This is a genomic window from Klebsiella sp. ZJOU C1 (assembly GCF_035620215.1).
Taxonomy (GTDB): domain Bacteria; phylum Pseudomonadota; class Gammaproteobacteria; order Enterobacterales; family Enterobacteriaceae; genus Klebsiella; species Klebsiella variicola.
The window spans coordinates 5,154,831-5,174,011 of sequence record NZ_CP141644.1 but is presented as its reverse complement, the minus strand read 5'-3'; the positions used below and the strand labels follow the sequence as shown (position 1 = coordinate 5,174,011).

General features: G+C 61.0%; 11 protein-coding genes. 10 read left to right on the top strand and 1 reads right to left on the bottom strand.

Annotated features, from left to right (window positions below; all coding sequences use genetic code 11):
* The first annotated feature begins 57 nt into the window (after positions 1-57).
* From bcsR to SPE70_RS24820, 9 genes are all read left to right on the top strand, one after another.
* A complete protein-coding gene (gene bcsR, locus SPE70_RS24860; protein ID WP_002921513.1) occupies positions 58-246 on the top strand; it encodes a cellulose biosynthesis protein BcsR in 189 nt (62 codons plus the stop codon).
* A gap of 11 nt (positions 247-257) precedes the next feature.
* Complete coding sequence (gene bcsQ, locus SPE70_RS24855) at positions 258-989, top strand: cellulose biosynthesis protein BcsQ (protein WP_022064695.1); 732 nt, start codon at positions 258-260, stop codon at positions 987-989.
* Positions 986-3,604 carry a UDP-forming cellulose synthase catalytic subunit gene (bcsA, locus tag SPE70_RS24850; protein ID WP_012540356.1) on the top strand — a complete coding sequence of 873 codons (2,619 nt, stop codon included), beginning with the start codon at positions 986-988 and terminating at the stop codon, positions 3,602-3,604. The genes bcsQ and bcsA overlap by 4 nt, the downstream gene beginning before the upstream one ends.
* Positions 3,605-3,614: 10 nt before the next feature.
* Positions 3,615-5,960, top strand: a complete 2,346-nt coding sequence (gene bcsB / locus SPE70_RS24845; RefSeq protein ID WP_074188511.1) for a cellulose biosynthesis cyclic di-GMP-binding regulatory protein BcsB — start codon at positions 3,615-3,617, stop codon at positions 5,958-5,960.
* Between the two features lie 3 nt (positions 5,961-5,963).
* The gene (gene bcsZ, locus SPE70_RS24840) at positions 5,964-7,073 is read left to right on the top strand and encodes a cellulose synthase complex periplasmic endoglucanase BcsZ (RefSeq protein ID WP_044650133.1); all 1,110 of its coding nucleotides are present in this window, start codon (positions 5,964-5,966) and stop codon (positions 7,071-7,073) included.
* Complete coding sequence (gene bcsC / locus SPE70_RS24835) at positions 7,055-10,534, top strand: cellulose synthase complex outer membrane protein BcsC (protein WP_324726418.1); 3,480 nt, start codon at positions 7,055-7,057, stop codon at positions 10,532-10,534. The genes bcsZ and bcsC overlap by 19 nt, the downstream gene beginning before the upstream one ends.
* A 243-nt stretch (positions 10,535-10,777) precedes the next feature.
* Positions 10,778-12,784, top strand: coding sequence for a biofilm formation regulator HmsP (gene hmsP / locus SPE70_RS24830; RefSeq protein ID WP_032736514.1), 2,007 nt, complete (start codon positions 10,778-10,780; stop codon positions 12,782-12,784).
* Positions 12,785-12,940: 156 nt separating this feature from the next.
* Entirely contained in the window at positions 12,941-14,227 is a 1,287-nt protein-coding gene (locus SPE70_RS24825; protein WP_008806920.1) for a dicarboxylate/amino acid:cation symporter, read from the top strand.
* Positions 14,228-14,447: 220 nt separating this feature from the next.
* Positions 14,448-15,950, top strand: coding sequence for a M16 family metallopeptidase (locus SPE70_RS24820; protein ID WP_008806921.1), 1,503 nt, complete (start codon positions 14,448-14,450; stop codon positions 15,948-15,950).
* A 53-nt stretch (positions 15,951-16,003) separates the two neighbouring features.
* Here the strand turns inward: SPE70_RS24820 and SPE70_RS24815 are convergent, their stop codons facing one another.
* On the bottom strand, positions 16,004-16,933 hold the full coding sequence (locus tag SPE70_RS24815) for a 2-dehydro-3-deoxygluconokinase (protein WP_012967094.1): 930 nt from the start codon (positions 16,931-16,933) through the stop codon (positions 16,004-16,006).
* 194 nt (positions 16,934-17,127) lie between these two features.
* Here SPE70_RS24815 and SPE70_RS24810 point away from each other — a divergent pair, with 194 nt between their 5' ends.
* Positions 17,128-19,179, top strand: a complete 2,052-nt coding sequence (locus SPE70_RS24810) for an AsmA family protein (RefSeq protein ID WP_032731418.1) — start codon at positions 17,128-17,130, stop codon at positions 19,177-19,179.
* Positions 19,180-19,181: the final 2 nt, after the last annotated feature.

Sequence of the window (19,181 nt, the reverse complement as noted above, 5' to 3'; positions counted from 1 at the left end):
TAAGGATGCGCTGTATTCGTCCTCTGGTTTAATAATAAATTTCAAACGGACAGAGATATGCCAGCAAAAGATCCTGCAGTACCCACGGACGCCACGCTGGGGTACACCTTTCAAAATGATTTTCTGGCGCTAAGCCGGGCATTTTCCCTGCCGGATATTGATTATCATGATATTTCCCGGCGCGAGCAGCTGAATGCGGCGCTGAAGCGCTGGCCGTTACTGGCAGAGTTTGCAGAGAAAAAATAAGGAAGCCGGAGATGGCTATTCTGGGATTACAGGGCGTGCGCGGGGGGACTGGCGTCACGTCCATTACGGCTGCACTCGCCTGGGCGCTGCAATTGCTCGGTGAAACGGTGCTGGCGATCGACGCCAGCCCGGATAATATGCTGCGCTTTTTTTTCAATACCGATGTCCATCATCAGGACGGCTGGGCGCGGGCGCTGCTCGACGGCCGGGACTGGCGCGACGCGGGTCTGCGCTATACGCAACATATCGATCTGCTGCCGTTTGGCCAGCTCAGCGCCGGCGAAAGAGAAAATGCTGACCAGCTGCAGCCCGCGCTGGGGGCGATGGCGGAGGCTGTGCAGCAGCTGCAGAGCCAGTACCGCTGGCTGCTGCTGGATCTGCCGAACGGTTATTCGCCATTAACCCGCGAGCTGCTGACGCTGTGCGATCGCACGCTGGTGGTGGTTCATCCCGATGCCAATAGCCATATCCGTCTACACCAGCAGCCCCTCCCGGCCAACAGCGACATTCTGATTAACGACCTGCGGGTCGGCAGCCAGCTGCAGGAAGATCTCTACCAGCTGTGGCTGGAGAGCCAGCCGCGCATCCTGCCGGTGACGATTCACCGCGACGAGGCGATGGCCGAGTGCCTGGCGGCGAAACAGCCTCTTGGGGAGTATCGTCAGGACTCCCTGGCGGCGGAAGAGGTGCTGACCCTGGCGAACTGGTGCCTGATCCACTATTCCGGCGGGAGGCCGGCATGATCCGCCTCAGCACGCTGCTGCTGGCTCCGCCGGTGGGGGAACGGCTGCGCGCGCGCTATGACGACTATCGGCAGCACGGGGCCTCCTGGCTCTCGGCGTCGCTTGGCTGTTTGTGGGCGTCGCTGGTCTGGGCGCTGATGCCGCTGGAGACGCCGCGCTGGCAGGCGATTCTGGCCCACCATGAAACCTATTTTCCCCATATTAATCCGCATCGCCCGCGTCCGCTGGATCCGCTGCGCTACCTGCTGCAATCCCTGTGGTTGCTGGCGACGCGCGTGCCGGAGCCGGAAAAAAAGGTCAACTGGCGCTCGCTGGCGGCCCTGGAAGGGGTGCACGGTCGCTATACGCAATGGCTGGAAAAATTGCCTGAACAGGTGAACGCCCGCACCGGCCATCTGGATAAACAGAAAGAGCTGGCGCACCTTAATCCGAAGCTGCGCCGGGCGATCCTTGGGGGGGTGACCTTCTGCTCGCTGGTGCTGGCGCTAATGTGTATTACGCAGCCCTTTAACCCGCTGTCGCAGTTTATCTTCCTGATGCTGCTGTGGGGCGTGGCGCTGCTGGTGCGTCGCATCCCGGGGCGTTTCTCGGCGCTGATGCTTATTGTACTGTCGCTGACGGTGTCGTGCCGTTATATCTGGTGGCGCTACACCTCGACGCTGAACTGGAACGACCCGGTAAGCCTGGTGTGCGGGATCATTCTGCTGTTCGCAGAGACCTACGCCTGGGTGGTGCTGGTGCTGGGCTACTTCCAGGTGGTTTGGCCGCTGAACCGCCAGCCGGTGCCGTTGCCGGAGGATATGGATCTGTGGCCAACCGTGGACATCTTCGTCCCTACCTACAACGAAGATCTCAACGTGGTGAAAAACACCATTTACGCCTCGCAGGGCATCGACTGGCCGAAGGACAAGCTGAACATCTGGATCCTCGACGATGGCGGACGGGAAGCGTTTCGCCAGTTTGCCAAAGATGTCGGGGTGCACTATATCGCCCGTACCAGCCACGAGCACGCCAAGGCCGGCAACATCAACAATGCGTTGAAATACGCTAAAGGGGAGTTCGTCTCGATCTTTGACTGCGACCATGTGCCAACGCGCTCGTTTCTGCAGATGACCATGGGCTGGTTCCTGAAAGAGAAAGAGCTGGCGATGATGCAGACCCCGCACCACTTCTTCTCGCCCGATCCCTTTGAGCGCAACCTTGGCCGCTTTCGCAAAACGCCGAACGAAGGGACGTTGTTCTACGGCCTGGTGCAGGACGGGAACGACATGTGGGACGCCACCTTCTTCTGCGGCTCCTGCGCCGTTATCCGTCGCGGCCCGCTGGATGAGATTGGCGGGATAGCCGTCGAAACGGTAACCGAAGATGCCCATACCTCTCTGCGTCTGCACCGGCGGGGACACACCTCAGCCTATATGCGGATCCCGCAGGCGGCGGGGCTCGCGACGGAGAGTTTGTCCGCGCATATCGGCCAGCGCATCCGCTGGGCGCGCGGGATGGTGCAGATTTTCCGGCTCGATAACCCGCTGTTTGGCAAAGGCCTGAAGCTGGCGCAACGCGTCTGCTACGCCAACGCCATGCTCCACTTCCTCTCCGGTATTCCGCGCCTCATCTTCCTCACGGCGCCGCTGGCCTTTTTGCTGCTCCATGCCTATATCATTTATGCGCCCGCGCTGATGATCGCGCTGTTCGTGCTGCCGCACATGATCCACGCCAGCCTGACCAACTCGAAGATTCAGGGCAAATACCGCCATTCGTTCTGGAGTGAAATCTACGAGACGGTGCTGGCCTGGTATATCGCGCCGCCCACCTTTGTGGCGCTGATTAACCCGCATAAAGGTAAGTTCAACGTCACCGCGAAGGGCGGGCTGGTGGAAGAAGAGTATGTCGACTGGGTGATCTCCCGGCCCTATATCTACCTTGTACTGCTCAATCTGGTCGGCGTCGCGGTGGGGATCTGGCGATTTATGTATGGCCCGGAAAACGAAATTCTCACCGTCTGGGTGAGTATTGTCTGGGTGTTCTACAACCTGATTATTCTTGGCGGCGCGGTGGCGGTCTCGGTCGAAAGCAAGCAGGTTCGCCGTTCGCATCGTGTCGAAATGAGCATGCCGGCGGCGATTGCCCGCGAAGATGGCCATCTGTTCTCCTGCACGGTTCACGACTATTCCGACGGCGGGCTGGGGATCAAAATTCACGGCGACGCGCAGGTGCTGGAAGGCCAGAACGCCAGGCTGTTGCTCAAACGAGGACAGCAGGAATATGCCTTCCCGGTAAGGGTCGCGCGGGTCAACGGCAGCGAGGTGGGGCTCCAGCTACTGCCGTTGACCAACCAACAGCATATCGATTTTGTGCAGTGTACGTTTGCCCGCGCTGATACGTGGGCGCTTTGGCAGGATAGCTTCCCGGAAGACAAGCCGATGGAAAGCCTGCTGGATATCCTCAAGCTGGGCTTCCGTGGCTATCGTCACCTGGCGGAGTTTTCGCCGCCGTCGGTGAAGGTGGTTTTCCGCGCGCTCACTTCGCTGGTGGCCTGGATAGTGTCGTTTGTACCCCGACGCCCTGAACGCGCCGCGCCGACGCTCTCCGCAGACCCGGCAATGGCTCAACAATGATGATAATGCGATGAAAAGAAAACTTTCCTGGATGTGTGCAGTAGCGGTGGGCATGTGCAGCTGGTATCCGCTGGCCTCTTATGCGGCGCCGGCCGTCGTGGCGAACGCCGCCCCTGGCGTTCAGCCGCAGGTAGCGACCCCGGGCGCGCCGATCGTGGTGGGCGAGCCAACGGCGGCCCTTGCCGAACCGACCGCCCCGGCGGCGGTGGCCGAGAACGTCCCGCAGCGGGAGGTGAAACTGACTTTTGCCACCATCGCGCCGCCGCCCGGCAGCATCGTGCTGCGCGGCTCACGGCCTGACGCGTCGGTCGAATTCGGCATGCGCAGCGATGAGCTGGTTGCCAACGCGCTGCTCAACCTGGAATACACCCCATCGCCTTCGCTGCTGCCCGTGCAGTCGCAGCTGAAAGTCTATCTCAACGATGAGCTGATGGGCGTCCTGCCCGTGACCAAAGAGCAGCTGGGGAAAAAGATCCGCGCGCAATTGCCGATTGACCCGCTGTACATCACCGACTTCAACCGCGTACGGCTGGAGTTTGTCGGTCACTACCGCGATGTCTGCGAAAACCCCGCCAGCAGCACGCTGTGGCTGGACGTCGGGCGCGAAAGCTATCTGGATCTCACCTACCAGTCGCTGAAGGTGCATAACGATCTGTCACACTTCCCGGTGCCGTTCTACGATCCGCGCGATAACCGCCCGCTGACGCTACCGATGATTTTCCCGGGCTCGCCAGCGGTGGCCCAGCAGCAGGCGGCGGCGATTGTCGCCTCCTGGTTCGGCAGCAAGGCCGGCTGGCGCGGCCAGCAGTTCCCGGTCTATTTCAACGAACTGCCGGATCGTAACGCCATTGTCTTCGCCACCAACGACAAGCGCCCGGACTTCCTGCGCGCTCATCCGCCGGTCAAGGCGCCGACCATCGAAATGATCGACAACCCGAACGATCCTTACGTCAAGCTGCTGGTAATTTTCGGCCGCGATGATAACGACCTGCTGCTGGCGGCGAAGGGGATTGCCCAGGGCAATATTCTGTTCCGCGGCAGCAGTGTCACCGTGGACGGCATCAAAACCCTGCAGCCGCGTCAGCCTTACGACGCACCGAACTGGGTGCGCACCGACCGCTCGGTCACCTTCGCTGAGCTGAAAACCTATGAGCAACAGCTGCAGTCCAGCGGGCTGGTGCCGGATGCCATCACCGTGGCGCTTAATCTGCCGCCGGATCTCTATCTGCTGCGGGCCAACGGCATCGATATGGATCTGAAATATCGCTACACCATGCCGCCGGTGAAGGACAGTTCGCGGATGGATATCAGCCTCAACGACCAGTTCCTGCAGTCGTTCAGCCTGAACAGCGCTCAGGACGTGAACAAACTGATCCTGCGCCTGCCGGTGCTGCAGGGGCTGCTGGACGGCAAATCAGAGGTCACCATCCCCGCGCTGCGTCTCGGGGCGGTCAACCAGCTGCGCTTTGACTTCCAGTACATGAACCCGATGCCGGGCGGCTCCATCGACAACTGTATTACCTTCCAGCCGGTGCAGAACCATGTGGTGATTGGCGACGATTCGACCATCGACTTCTCGAAGTATTATCACTTTATCGCCCTGCCGGACCTGCGCGTCTTCGCCAATGCGGGCTTCCCTTACAGCCGTATGGCCGACCTCTCCGACACGCTGGTGGTGGTGCCGAAAGCGCCGACCCAGGGCCAGGTGGCGACGCTGCTGCAGGCGCTGGGCGGTATCGGTTCGCAGACCGGTCTGGCGGCGATTAATCTGCAGATGACCGACGATGGCAACCAGATCAAGAACAAAGACGCGGATCTGCTGCTGATCGGCGCGATCCCGTCGTCCCTCAAGGACGACACCAAAATCAACCTGCTGGTCGAGGCGACCAAAAGCTGGGTGAAAATGCCGATGCGCCACTATGACCTGGCGAGCATTTATCCCGATGACGATGCCCGCACGCCCAATACCCGCACCGACATTACCTCTTCCGGGCCGATGGCGGCGGTGATTGGCTTCCAGTCGCCGTATAACGATCAGCGCAGCGTGGTGGCCCTGCTGGCCGACAGCCCGCGCGGTAATGAACTGCTGACCAACGCCCTCAACGACAGCGGTAAGCGGGCAGCAATGTTTGGCTCGGTAGCGGTGATCCGCGAGTCCGGCGTCAACAGTCTGCGGGTAGGGGATATCTACTACGTGGGTCATCTGCCCTGGTTCGAGCGCATCTGGTTCGCGCTCTCTAACCACCCGATACTGCTGGCGATCTTCGCCGCTATCAGTATTGTGCTGCTGGCGTGGGTGCTGTGGCGCATGCTGCGCATCATCAGTCGCCGCCGTCTTAGCCTGGATGATGAATAAACCATGATGAAAGTACTTTGTGGCGCGGTGCTCTCCGCGCTGCTGCTGGCGGCGGGCCCGGTGAGCGCCGCCTGCCAGTGGCCCGCCTGGGAGCAGTTTAAAAAAGCGTACGTCAGCCCTGAGGGACGGGTGATTGACCCCAGCGATGCGCGCAAAATCTCCACCTCGGAAGGACAGAGCTATGGCCTGTTTTTCGCTTTGGCCGCCAACGATCGCGCGGGGTTCGACAAACTGCTGACCTGGACGCAGAACAACCTGGCGGAAGGCGACCTGCGGCAACATCTGCCGGGCTGGCTGTGGGGCAAAAAGGACGATGAGCAGTGGACGTTGCTGGACAGCAACTCGGCCTCCGACTCGGATCTGTGGATAGCCTGGGCGCTGCTGGAGGCGGGCCGCCTGTGGCAGCAGCCGCAGTACACCGAGACCGGCAAAGCACTGCTGGCGCGGATTGTCGAGGAAGAGACGGTGGCGGTGCCCGGTCTTGGCACGATGCTGCTGCCGGGAAAAGTCGGTTTTGCCGATGACAGCGGCTGGCGGTTTAACCCCAGCTATCTTCCGCCGCAGCTGGCCACCTACTTTGTGCGTTTTGGCGCGCCGTGGCCTGCCCTGCGCGACAGCAACCTGCGCCTGCTGCTGGAAACCGCGCCGAAAGGCTTTATCCCGGACTGGGTGCGCTATGAGAAAGGGAAAGGCTGGCAGCTGACAACCGAAAAGCCGCTGATCGGCAGCTATGACGCGATTCGCGTCTACCTGTGGGTGGGCATGCTCCATGATGGCGATAAGCAGAAAGCGCGCCTGCTGCAACGCTTCGCGCCGATGGCGGCGCAGACCACGGAGCAGGGGGTGCCGCCGGAGAAAGTGAATATCGCCACCGGCAAAACCAGCGGCCAGGGGCCCGTGGGCTTCTCAGCGGTGATGCTACCGTTTTTACAGGACGACGAGGCCCGGTCGGTGCAACGCCAGCGCGTCGCCGATAACTATCCCGGCGCGGATGCCTACTACAGCGCAGTTCTGACGCTGTTCGGCCAGGGTTGGGATCAACACCGTTTTCGTTTCACTGCGGGTGGCGAATTACAACCTGACTGGAACCAGGAATGCGCAAGCTCTCACTAAGTTTACTCACGCTGTCCCTCGGCGTGGCGCTGCTGCCGTTAGCGCAGGCGGCGACGACGCCTGCCCAGGAGCATCTGCTGGAGCAGGTCCGCCTTGGCGAGGCCAGTAATCGTGAAGACCTGGTGCGCCAGTCGCTGTACCGCCTGGAACTGATTGATCCCAACAACCCGGATCTGATTGCCGCGCGGATGCGCTACCTGCTGCGTCAGGGGGATGCCGCCGGGGCGCAAAAAGAGCTGGAACGATTGACGAAGCTGGCGCCGGACTCCCCGGAGCTGAAGGCGTCGCGCAATGAGATGAAAAGCAACACCGGCGAGGGCCGGCAGGCGCTGCAGCAGGCGCGACTGCTGGGCGTGGCCGGGAAGGTCGATGAAGCCATCGCCGCCTATGAAAAACTGTACGGCGGGGTGCCGGATGACGTTGACGTCGCCATTGAATACTGGACGCTGGTGGCGCGCCTGCCCGCTCGCCATAGCGAAGGCGTCAGCCAGTTGAAAAAGCTGAACGCCAGCGCGCCGGGCAACGTCAGCCTGCTGACTTCGCTGGCGAAGCAGATGTTTGCCGATAACAAACCGCAGGAAGGGTTTGCCTATCTGGCGGAGATGGCCCGCTCGGCCTCAGGACGCGGCATCGCCGCCGACATGTGGTTCAGTGAAGTGAAAAGCATGCCGGTGAGCAAGGCCAGCGTGCAGGCGTTGCAGCAATTTCTCCTGCAGTTTCCCACCGGCTCGGTGGCGGCGAACGCCCGCGTTCTGCTCGACCAGCAGCAGGCGCAGCTGCAGGATCCGACCTTCCGCGCCCGCTCGGAAGGGCTGGCGGCGGTCAAGTCCGGGAATGCCTCGCAGGCGGTCGCGGATCTGCAGAAAGCCGTTCAGGCCGACAGCCGCGACAGCGATGCGGTGGGCGCCCTCGGCCAGGCCTATTCCCAGCGCGGCGATCGCGCGCGGGCAGTGGCGCAGCTCAATAAAGCGATTGCCATGGACCCCGACAGCCCGAACCGCGGCAAATGGGACAGCCTGCTGCAAACCAACCGTTACTGGCTACTGATCAAGCAGGGGGATAACGCCCTGAAAGCCGGCCAGCTTTCGCAGGCGCAGCACTATTATGCCCAGGCGCAGCGGGTCGATCGCACCGACAGTTATGCCGTGCTGGGATTGGGGGACGTCGCGGCGGCGCGCAAAGAGTCGGCAGCGGCGGAGCGCTATTACCAGCAGGCGTTGCGCCTGGATCGCGGTAATAATCTGGCGGTGCGCGGTCTGGCCAACCTCTATCGCGCCGAATCGCCGGAGAAAGCCAGCGCCTGGATCGCCGGCCTCCCTCCCGCTCAGCGGCGGAGCATCGATGATATTGAGCGCAGTCTGACCAACGACCGGCTGGAGAAACAGGCGCAGGCCCTGGAAAGTCAGGGCAACTGGGCGCAGGCGGCGGAAGTCCAGCGTCGGCGCCTGGCGCTGGATCCGGACAGCGTGTGGATAACCTACCGTCTGGCGCGCGATCTGGTTAGCGCCGGTGAACGCCAGGAGGCCGACGCGCTGATGCGGGCGATGGTCAACCGCCAGCCGCAGGATGCTGAACGGGTCTACGCCTCGGGGCTGTACCTGTCGGGGAACGACCAGGACGATCTGGCCCTGGCGCAAATCGCCGCTCTGCCGCGCAGCGCGTGGACGGATAATATTCGTGAGCTCGAAGCGCGTTTGCAAAGCGACCGGGTGCTGCGCCAGGCCAACCAGCTGCGCGACAGCGGTAACGAAGCGCAGGCGATCGCCCTTATCCAACAGCAGCCCGACTCGGTGCGCTATGACCTGACGCTCGCCGACTGGGCGCAGCAGCGCGGCGACAGCCAGACGGCGATTGCCGACTATCAGCGGGTGCTGCGCCAGGAGGCCGACAATGGCGATGCGCGCCTCGGCCTTGCGGAAGTCTACCTGGCCGAGGGCGATAAACAGGCCGCCCGGGCGCAGGTCATGCAGTTGAAAGGCGCAGAGACCGAATCCATGAATATGCAGCGTCGGGTCGCGCTGGCGCGAGCCGGCCTTGGCGATACCGCTGATGCCCAACAGATTTTTAACCAGATTGTGCCGCAGGCGAAGGCGCAGCCGCCCTCGATGGAGAGCGCGTTGGTGCTGCGCGATGCCGCGCGCTTTGCCACCCAGACCGGGGCGCCGCAGCAGGCGCTGACGCACTACCGGGAGGCGATGGTGGCCTCCGGCATCACCCCCGCGCAGCCGCAGGATAACGATACCTTTACGCGGCTGACGCGCAACGACAGCCGGGATGACTGGCTGAAGCGCGGGATCCGTAGCGATGCCGCCGATCTTTATCGCCAGCAGGATCTGAACGTCACCCTGGAACACGACTTCTGGGGTTCCAGCGGCACCGGCGGCTATTCCGACCTGAAGGCGCATACCACCATGCTGCAGGTGGATGCTCCGCTGGCGGATGGCCGGATGTTCTTCCGCACCGATCTGGTCAATATGGATGCCGGCAGCTTTTCCACCCACAGCGACGGGAGCTACTCGCCCAGCTGGGGCACCTGCGGGGAGATCGCCTGTACCAGCGGCAGTAAAAACCAGACCGACAGCGGGGCCAGCGTGGCGGTCGGCTGGAAGAATGACACCTGGAGCGGCGATATCGGCACCATCCCGATGGGCTTCAATGTCGTCGATGTGGTGGGGGGGCTGAGCTACAGCAGCGACGTCGGGCCGGTGGGGTACACGGTCAACGTCCACCGGCGCCCCATCTCCAGCTCGCTGCTCTCCTTTGGCGGGCAGAAAGACAGCAGCAGCCATACCGGCACCACCTGGGGCGGCGTCCGCGCCGACGGCGGCGGCCTGAGCCTCAGTTATGACCGGGGCGAAGCGCACGGCATCTGGTCCTCGCTGGGGGCCGATTCGCTGACCGGTAAAAACGTGGCGGATAACTGGCGCGTGCGCTGGATGACCGGGTACTACTACAAGGTCATCAACGAGAATAATCGTCGCGTCACCGTCGGCCTCAACAATATGATCTGGCACTACGACAAAGATCTCAGCGGTTACACCCTCGGCCAGGGCGGCTATTACAGCCCGCAGGAGTATCTCTCATTCGCCGTGCCGGTGACCTGGCGTCAGCGTACCGAGAACTGGTCCTGGGAGCTCGGCGGGTCGGTGTCATGGTCCCATTCGCGCACCCAGACGCAAGCCCGTTATCCGCTGCTGAACCTGATCCCGTCCGACTACCGCCAGCGCGCCAGCGAGCTGACGGAGGAGGGGAGCAGCAGTCAGGGATTCGGTTACACCGCCAGAGCGCTGGTGGAGCGGCGGGTGACCAGCAACTGGTTCGTCGGCGCCGCGGTCGATATTCAGCAGGCGAAGGATTACACCCCGAGCCATGCGCTGCTTTACGTCCGCTACTCGGCGGCCGGCTGGCAGGGGGATCTGGATATGCCGCCCCAGCCGCTGGTGCCCTACGCCGACTGGTAGCAGAATAGGCTGAATTACGTCACAGAGCGCCACTCCACGACGCGCTTCGCGTATACTCGTGAGGCATTGCCCACCGTCGGCCGCCGGGGCGATTTCCCCGGCGTCTGCGCCACCGCGCGGAAATATCCCGTCACTTCATCCCTCGCGGGCGTGGGCGAAGGATTTGAGTATATAATCAGCCTGAAACGACCGGCATTGAAGGATTGATACCGGGTATGCATTCAGTATCAGTGGAGAACACCGTTGCGCGTCAGCCGTTCACTTACAATCAAACAGATGGCGATGGTCGCGAGCGTGTCCATGGCCTTTGTATTGGTTTTTTGCACTATTTTGCTGTTTCACTTTGTGCAACAGAGTCGCTTTACCACGGCCACGCAGTTAGAAAGTATCGCGCGATCCGTTCGCGAACCGCTGTCTGCGGCTATTCTGAAAGCCGATATTCCGGAAGCGGAAGCCATTTTAAGCCGTATCCAGCCTGCTGGCATCGTCAGCCGGGCGGATGTGGTGTTGCCGAACCAGTTCCAGGCGCTGCGGATGCGATTTATCCCCGAGCGGCCGGTGCCGGTGACCATCACCCGGCTGTTTGAGCTGCCGGTGCAGATTTCGCTGCCTATTTATTCACTGGAACGGCCGGCTAATCCCCAGCCGCTGGCCTATCTGGTGCTGCAGGCGGATTCATACCGCATGTATAAATTCGTCATGAGCGCCCTTGCTACGTTAGTGACGGCTTACTTACTTTTGGTGCTGATGCTGACGGTGGCGCTTACCTGGTGCATCAACCGGCTGATGGTGCGCCCCCTGCGGCGTATCGCCCGCGAGCTGAACGATCTCTCCCAGCAGGATCGTCTCGGCCATCAGCTAACGCTCCCGCGCCTGCACCATGACGACGAGATCGGTATGCTGGTGCGCAGCTATAACCGCAACCAGCAGAGCCTGGTGCGCCAGCATGATGAACTGTCCATCCAGTCGACCCGCTTCCCGGTCTCAGAGCTGCCGAATAAAGCCTTTTTGCTGGCGATGCTGGAGCAGACGGTGGCCCGCCCCCAGAGCGCCGCGCTAATCGTCGTCGCCTGCGAAACCCTGCAGGATGCCGCCGGGGTCCTCAAGGAGAGCCAGCGCGAAATGCTGCTCCTGACGCTGGTGGAGAAGCTGCGAGCCGCCATTCCGCCGCAAATGGTGCTGGCTCAGGTGAGCGGGTATGACTTCGCGATTCTCGCCGATGGCCTTGCCGAACCGTGGCAGGCGGTGACGTTAAGTAAGCAAGTGCTCACTATTATTAATGAGCGTTTGCCGCTGCATGGGCTGCAGCTGCGGCCCTACGCCAGCGTCGGGATCGCCATGTTCCACGCCGGGCTCAGCGCCGAGCAGTTTTACCGGCGCGCGGTGTCGGCTGCCGTCACCGCACGACGTAAAGGCAAAAACCAGATTGAGTTCTTCGATCCCGAGCAGATGGAAAAGGCTCAGCGCCGTCTGATGGAAGAGCACGACATTATTACCGCCCTCGACAACCAGCAGTTCGCTATCTGGCTGCAGCCGCAGGTGGCCTGCGCCAGCGGCGAGATCTGCGGCGCCGAAGTGCTGCTGCGCCAGCGGCAGGCGGATGGCAGCTGGTCGCTACCGCCGTCGCTGATTGAGCGCATTGAGTCCTGCGGGCTGATTATCCCGGTCGGCTACTGGGTGATGGAAGAGGCCTGCCGCCAGCTGGCGGCCTGGCAAAGCCAGGGGATTATGCTGCCGCTGTCGGTCAATGTTTCCCTGCTCCAGCTGCTGGAACACGACCGTGGCGAGGAGATGCTAAAGCTGATCGCCCGCTACCGTATCGCCCCTGGCACCCTCATCCTCGAGGTGACGGAGAGCTGCCGGATGGACGATCCGCAGGATGTGATGGCGCGGTTGCGACCGCTGCGCGAGGCCGGGGTACAGATTGCGCTGGATGATTTTGGCATGGGTTATGCCGGGTTGCACCAGCTGCAGCAGATGAAAGCTCTGCCGGTGGATATTCTGAAAATCGATAAAGTATTCATCGATATGCTGCCGGAGGATGTCAGCATGGTGCCGGCGATGATCCAGCTCGCGCGCGGCCTGTCGCTGCGTATCGTGGCGGAAGGGGTGGAGAACGACGCCCAGTACCGCTGGTTGCAAGCCGCGGGCGTCGAGGTGCTCCAGGGCCATCTGTTCGGTTGCGCTTTGCCGCTGGAGGCATTCAGCGCGCGCTATCTCTCCCCGGTTCGTGAGGATGAAAATTTGTAAATGTTTTGTTGACTTGTGCGAGTCAGCTCAAAGATTTTAACAATTGCGTTGCACTTTCGGCGTTAGTTATTTCTGAAATGTTTCCAGGGTGTTATTTTTAAGCCACAGACGTCAAATATCCCTTCTTGCTCTGTGGTTATTCCCAAAGGACACCCTATGAAAACCTCTATCTTTAAAAGCCTCTATGTCCAGGTTCTGACGGCCATAGCGATCGGTATTCTGCTGGGCCATTTTTACCCGGAACTGGGCGCGCAAATGAAACCCTTCGGCGACGCCTTCGTTAAGCTGATTAAAATGGTGATTGCTCCGGTTATCTTCTGTACCGTCGTGACGGGGATCGCCGGGATGGAAAGCATGAAAGCCGTCGGTCGTACCGGGGCGGTGGCGCTGCTCTATTTCGAAGTGGTCAGCACCATCGCGCTGATTATCGGTCTGATTATCGTCAACGTGGTGCAGCCTGGCGCCGGGATGAACGTCGACCCGTCAACGCTCGATGCGAAAGCGGTGGCGGTGTACGCTGAGCAGGCGAAAGACCAGGGGGTGGTGGCCTTTTTACTGGATGTGATCCCGGGCAGCGTCATTGGCGCCTTCGCCAGCGGCAACATTCTGCAGGTGCTGCTGTTCGCCGTCCTGTTTGGTTTTGCCCTGCACCGTCTGGGCAGCAAGGGCCAGCTGATTTTCAACGTCATTGAAAGCTTCTCCCAGGTTATCTTCGGCATCATCAATATGATCATGCGCCTGGCGCCGATTGGCGCCTTCGGGGCCATGGCCTTTACCATCGGTAAATATGGCGTCGGCACCCTGGTGCAGTTGGGGCAGCTGATCATCTGCTTCTACATCACCTGTATTCTGTTCGTGGTGGTGGTGCTGGGGAGTATCGCCCGGGCTACCGGCTTCAGCATCTTCAAATTTATCCGCTATATCCGTGAGGAGCTGCTGATTGTGCTGGGAACCTCCTCGTCAGAATCAGCGCTGCCGAGAATGCTCGACAAGATGGAGAAGCTGGGCTGCCGCAAATCGGTGGTGGGCCTCGTGATCCCGACCGGCTATTCGTTCAACCTCGATGGCACCTCCATCTACCTGACGATGGCCGCGGTCTTTATCGCCCAGGCGACCAACAGCCATATGGATATTTTCCATCAGATCACCCTGCTGGTGGTGCTGCTGCTCTCCTCGAAAGGGGCGGCGGGGGTGACCGGCAGCGGCTTCATCGTGCTGGCGGCGACCATCTCCGCCGTCGGGCATTTGCCGGTGGCGGGCCTGGCGCTGATCCTCGGTATCGACCGCTTTATGTCCGAAGCCCGTGCGCTGACCAACCTGGTGGGTAACGGCGTCGCTACGGTGGTGGTGGCCAAATGGGTCAAAGAACTCGATGCCAAACAGATGGATGATGTTCTGAATAACCGTGTTCCAGCGAACAAATCGCACGAATTATCCTCTTAAATCCTCCTCTTAGGCCCGTACTCCCTTGCTGGAGTACGGGCTCCTGCGCATAATTAGAGGTCATTTCCGCTTGGCGGAAATGACACGAAATGATTATTTTGCGTTGTCATGCGACATTTTCGTCTCCGTGTGGTCTAACCGACGTATTTCACTCTCACTTTTTTTCGGCAGCCCGTCAGTGGGGTGCTGTTGTAACCAGGAATGTTCATCAGGGGTTCACATGCAGGGCACAACAATTAAACTCTTAACGGGCGGTTTGCTGATGGTAGCGGCGGCCGGTTATGTGCAGGCAGAAGCGCTCCAGCCTGATCCGGCCTGGCAACAAGGGACCTTAGCGAATGGTTTGACGTGGCAGGTGCTGGCCACGCCGCAGCGTCCCAGCGACCGTATTGAAGTCCGTCTGTCCGTGAATATTGGCTCGCTGAGCGAAAGCACTCAGCAGAGTGGTTTCAGCCGCTTTGTTCCTCGCCTGGCGTTGACGCAAAGCGGCAGCCTGCCGACGATGCAGGCGCGCTCTTTATGGCAGCAGAGTATTGACCCGAAGCGTCCTCTGCCGCCGGCCATCGTCTCCTACGATTACACAATGTTTAATCTCAGTCTGCCCAATAACCGCAACGATCTGCTGAAAGAGGCGCTGAGCTGGCTGGCGGACGCCAGCGGTAAGCTGACCATTACGCCTGAATCGATCAATCATGCGCTGCAGGGCAGCGACATGGTGGCGACGTGGCCGCTGGATACCAAAGAGGGCTGGTGGCGCTACCGCCTGAAAGGGTCCACCATGCTGGGCCATGATCCTGCCGCGCCGCTGAAGCAGCCGATAGACGTGGCGCAGCTGAAAGACTTTTATCATAAATGGTACACCCCCGACGCCATGACGCTGATTGTGGTCGGTAACGTCGACAGCCGCAGCGTCGCTGAGCAAATCAGCAAAACCTTCGGCGATCTGAAGGGCAAGCGGGAAACGCCCGCGGCGGTGCCGACCTTATCGCCACTGCCTACCGTGCCGGTCAGCATCATGACCAGCGCGGTGCGTCAGGACAAACTGTCCATCATGTGGGATGCGCCCTGGCAGCCAATCCGCGACTCCGCGGCGCTGCAGCGCTACTGGCGCGACGACCTCGCCCGCGAAGCGCTGTTCTGGCACGTGCAGCAGAGCCTGAGCAAAAATAACGTGAAGGATATTGGTCTTGGCTTTGACTGCCGGGTGCTCTATCAGCGCGCGCAGTGCGCGATCAACATCGAATCGCCGGGCGAGCGTCTGAACAACAACCTGAGCGTGGTCTCGCGCGAGCTGGCGAAAGTGCGGGACAACGGCCTGCCGCAGGAGGAGTTTGACGCGCTTATCGCCCAGAAAAGCCTCGAGCTGCAGAGGCTGTTTGCCACCTATGCGCGCACTGACACCGATATTCTGATGAGCCAGCGCATGCGCTCCCTGCAGAATCAGGTGGTGGATATCGCGCCGGAGCAGTATCAGAAGCTGCGCCAGGAGTTCCTCAACTCCCTGACGGTAGACATGCTGAATCAGTACCTGCGTCAGCAGCTGTCCCAGGATATGGCGCTGGTGCTACAGCAGCCGAAAGGCGAACCGGAATACAACATGAAGGAGCTGCAGGCCACGTGGGAAAAACTGATGGCGCCGAATCCGGCGGCCGCGGCGGTCAGCGGCAGCGCTGATACAGTTGATGCCCACAGCGAGGCCAGCGACATCCCGCCAGGGCAGTAACTAACGCCTCTCCGGCGCGCCAGCGGCGGCCGGAGAGCGCTTCCTGCGGAGAATTACTGCGGCATCGCTTCCCGCGGGATGATCGCCCCGCGATACTGGATCACCGTGCTGGCGGTCAGGTGTCCGCGTTTGGCGGCGGATTCAGCATCACCGCCGGTCAGGCGAACGGCCAGGTAGCCGGCGCTGAAGGAGTCTCCGGCGGCGGTGGTATCCACCACCTTCTCTTTGGCCAGCCTGACAGCCGGCACTTCCTGTAGCGGTTGCCCGCTAACCGAGACCAGGCAGGCATCCGCCCCGCGCTTCACCACCACCTCTTCCACGCCGGCGGCATGCGTGCGGGCGATCACCTCAGCAACCGGTTTTTCCCCCCACAGCGCGTCTTCATCATCGAGCGTCAGAAACGCGATATCGGTGCAGGCAAGCATCTCCTGATAGACCTGCTGCGTCTCCGCCTGGCTGGCCCACAGGCGTGGACGATAGTTGTTGTCGAAGATCACCTTGCCGCCGTTGGCGCGGCACTCACGCAGCAGCGTGAACAGCTTGTCGCGGCTGGCCGGGCTGAGAATGGCGAGACTGATGCCGCTCAGATAGAGATAGTCGAAAGTGGCCAGCTCTTCGCAAATCGCCGCCGCGCGATCGCTCTCCAGCCAGAACTTTGCCGCCGCCTCGTTGCGCCAGTAGTAGAAGGTGCGCTCGCCGGTGTCATCGGTTTCAATGTAATACAGCCCCGGCAGGCGGTCGGCCATCCGCTGGATAAGATCGGTGTTGACGTTTTCCTGCTGCCAGCTGTCGAGCATCTGCTGGCTGAACGCATCGGTTCCCAGCGCGGTGACATAGTGGACGCTCAGTGCGCTGGCATCGGTCTGCCGCGCGATATAGACCGAGGTGTTTAAGGTATCGCCGCCAAAGCCGCGGTTAACGGCCCCGTTCTTCTCTGACAGCTCAATCATGCATTCGCCAATAACGGCAATTTTTTTAGACATAGCCAGAACCTGCAATGGAATCGATATAAACGCTAGTGTGCGCTGCGCTGTTTTGCTGGTCAATCATATTAAAACATCGTTCCATTATTTTTTTGACCTGACGCGCGTAATGTGACGAAAAGCGCATTTCCAGGATAAACGCTGCGTTTTGACTATATTCAGGACTGACGTGATGCAAAAGGAGCGGAGTAGGGATGAGCAGAACCCGTAAAACGTTGGTTATCATCACAGGAACGATACTGTTGCTGATCGTTCTCTTCTTTATCGTGCTGGCCACCTTTGACTGGAACCGGCTGAAGCCGACGATCAATCAGAAAGTGTCCGCCGAACTTAACCGCCCGTTCGCCATCCGCGGCGATCTCGGCGTGGTCTGGGAGCGGCAGCCGGACGAGCGCGGCTGGCGCAGCTGGATCCCGTGGCCCCATGTGCACGCGGAAGATATCGTGCTGGGCAACCCGCCGGCCATCCCCCAGGTGACCATGATCCACCTGCCGCGGGTGGAGGCGACCCTCGCCCCGCTGGCGCTGCTGAGCAAAACGGTGTACCTGCCGTGGATCAAGCTGGAACAGCCCGACGTGCGGCTGATCCGCCTGGCGGAAGACAATAATAACTGGACCTTTCAGCTGGCTGGCGATCAGCGTACGTCGGGCGACAGCGCGCCCTCCAGCTGGTCCTTTCGCCTCGATAATATTCTCTTTGACCGCGGGACTATCGCCATTGATGACAAGATCACCCGCAGCGATATCACCATCCTTGTCGATCCCCTCGGCAAACCGCTGCCGTTCAGCGAAGTGACCGGCACGAAGGATCGGCATAGCGCGGCGAAAGTGGGCGATTACGTCTTTGGCCTGTCGCTGAAGGGCCGCTACAAGGACCAGCCGGTCACCGGTAACGGTAAAATCGGCGGCATGCTGGCCCTGCGCAGCGCAAGCACGCCTTTCCCGCTGCAGGGCGACTTCCACTCCGGCAACACCCGGGTGGCATTCAGCGGCACGGTCAGCGACCCGCTCAACGTCGGCGGTATTGACCTGCGGCTGAAATTCGCCGGCGACTCGCTGCGCGATCTCTACGACCTGACCGGTGTGCTGCTGCCGGAGACGCCATCGTTCTCTACCGATGGCCGCCTGCGCGCCGACTTTAAGCAGAAAAACCGCATGCGTTTTGACTACCAGGATTTTAATGGTCGGATCGGCGATAGCGACATTCATGGTTCCCTCACCTATACCACCGGCAAACCGCGACCGAAACTCAGCGGCGATATGGAGTCGAAGCAGCTGCGGCTGGCGGATCTCGGGCCGTTAATCGGCGTCGATTCCGGCAAAGGGACGAAGAAAGGCGCTGCGCGCCAGGCGGGCGACCGACCGCAGCCGGCGGGTAAAGTGCTGCCGGCAGACCGTTTTGAAACCGATAAATGGCAGGTGATGGATGCCGATGTACGCTTTAAGGGCCGGAGAATTGAGCACGGCGGCACCCTGCCGATCAGCGATCTGTCGACCCATGTGATCCTGGAAGATGGCGACCTGCGCCTGCAGCCGGTGCGCTTTGGCCTGGCCAACGGGTCGATTGCCGGCAGCGTACACTTGCAGGGCGATAAAAAGCCGCTGCAGGGTGAGGCCAATCTGCAGGCGCGACGCCTGAAGCTGAAGGCGCTGATGCCGAACGTCGAGATGATGCAGAAAACCCTTGGCGAGATGAATGGCGATGTTCAGCTGCGCGGCAGCGGCAACTCGGTGGCGGCCCTGCTCGGCAACAGTAATGGCAACCTGAAACTGCTGATGAACGACGGCCTGATCAGTCGTAACCTGATGGAAATTCTCGGTCTTAACGTCGGCAACTACCTGATCGGCCAGATTTTTGGTGATGAGGAAGTTCGGGTGAACTGTGCGGCGGCCAATATCGACGTGACCAACGGCGTCGCCCGGCCGCAGATTTTTGCCTTCGATACGGAAAACGCGCTGATCAATGTGACCGGAACCGCCAGCTTCGCCTCCGAGCAGCTGGACCTGACCATCGATCCGGAAAGCAAAGGCTTCCGGGTGATCACCCTGCGTTCACCGCTGTATGTACGGGGCACCTTTAAATCGCCGCAGGCGGGAGTGAAGGCCGGGCCGCTGATTGTCCGCGGTGCGGTAGCGGCGGCGCTGGCGACCCTGGTTACGCCGGCTGCCGCGCTGCTGGCGCTGATCTCCCCGGCGGAGGGCGATAGCAACCAGTGCCGGACCATTTTGTCGCAGATGAAAAAGTAGGG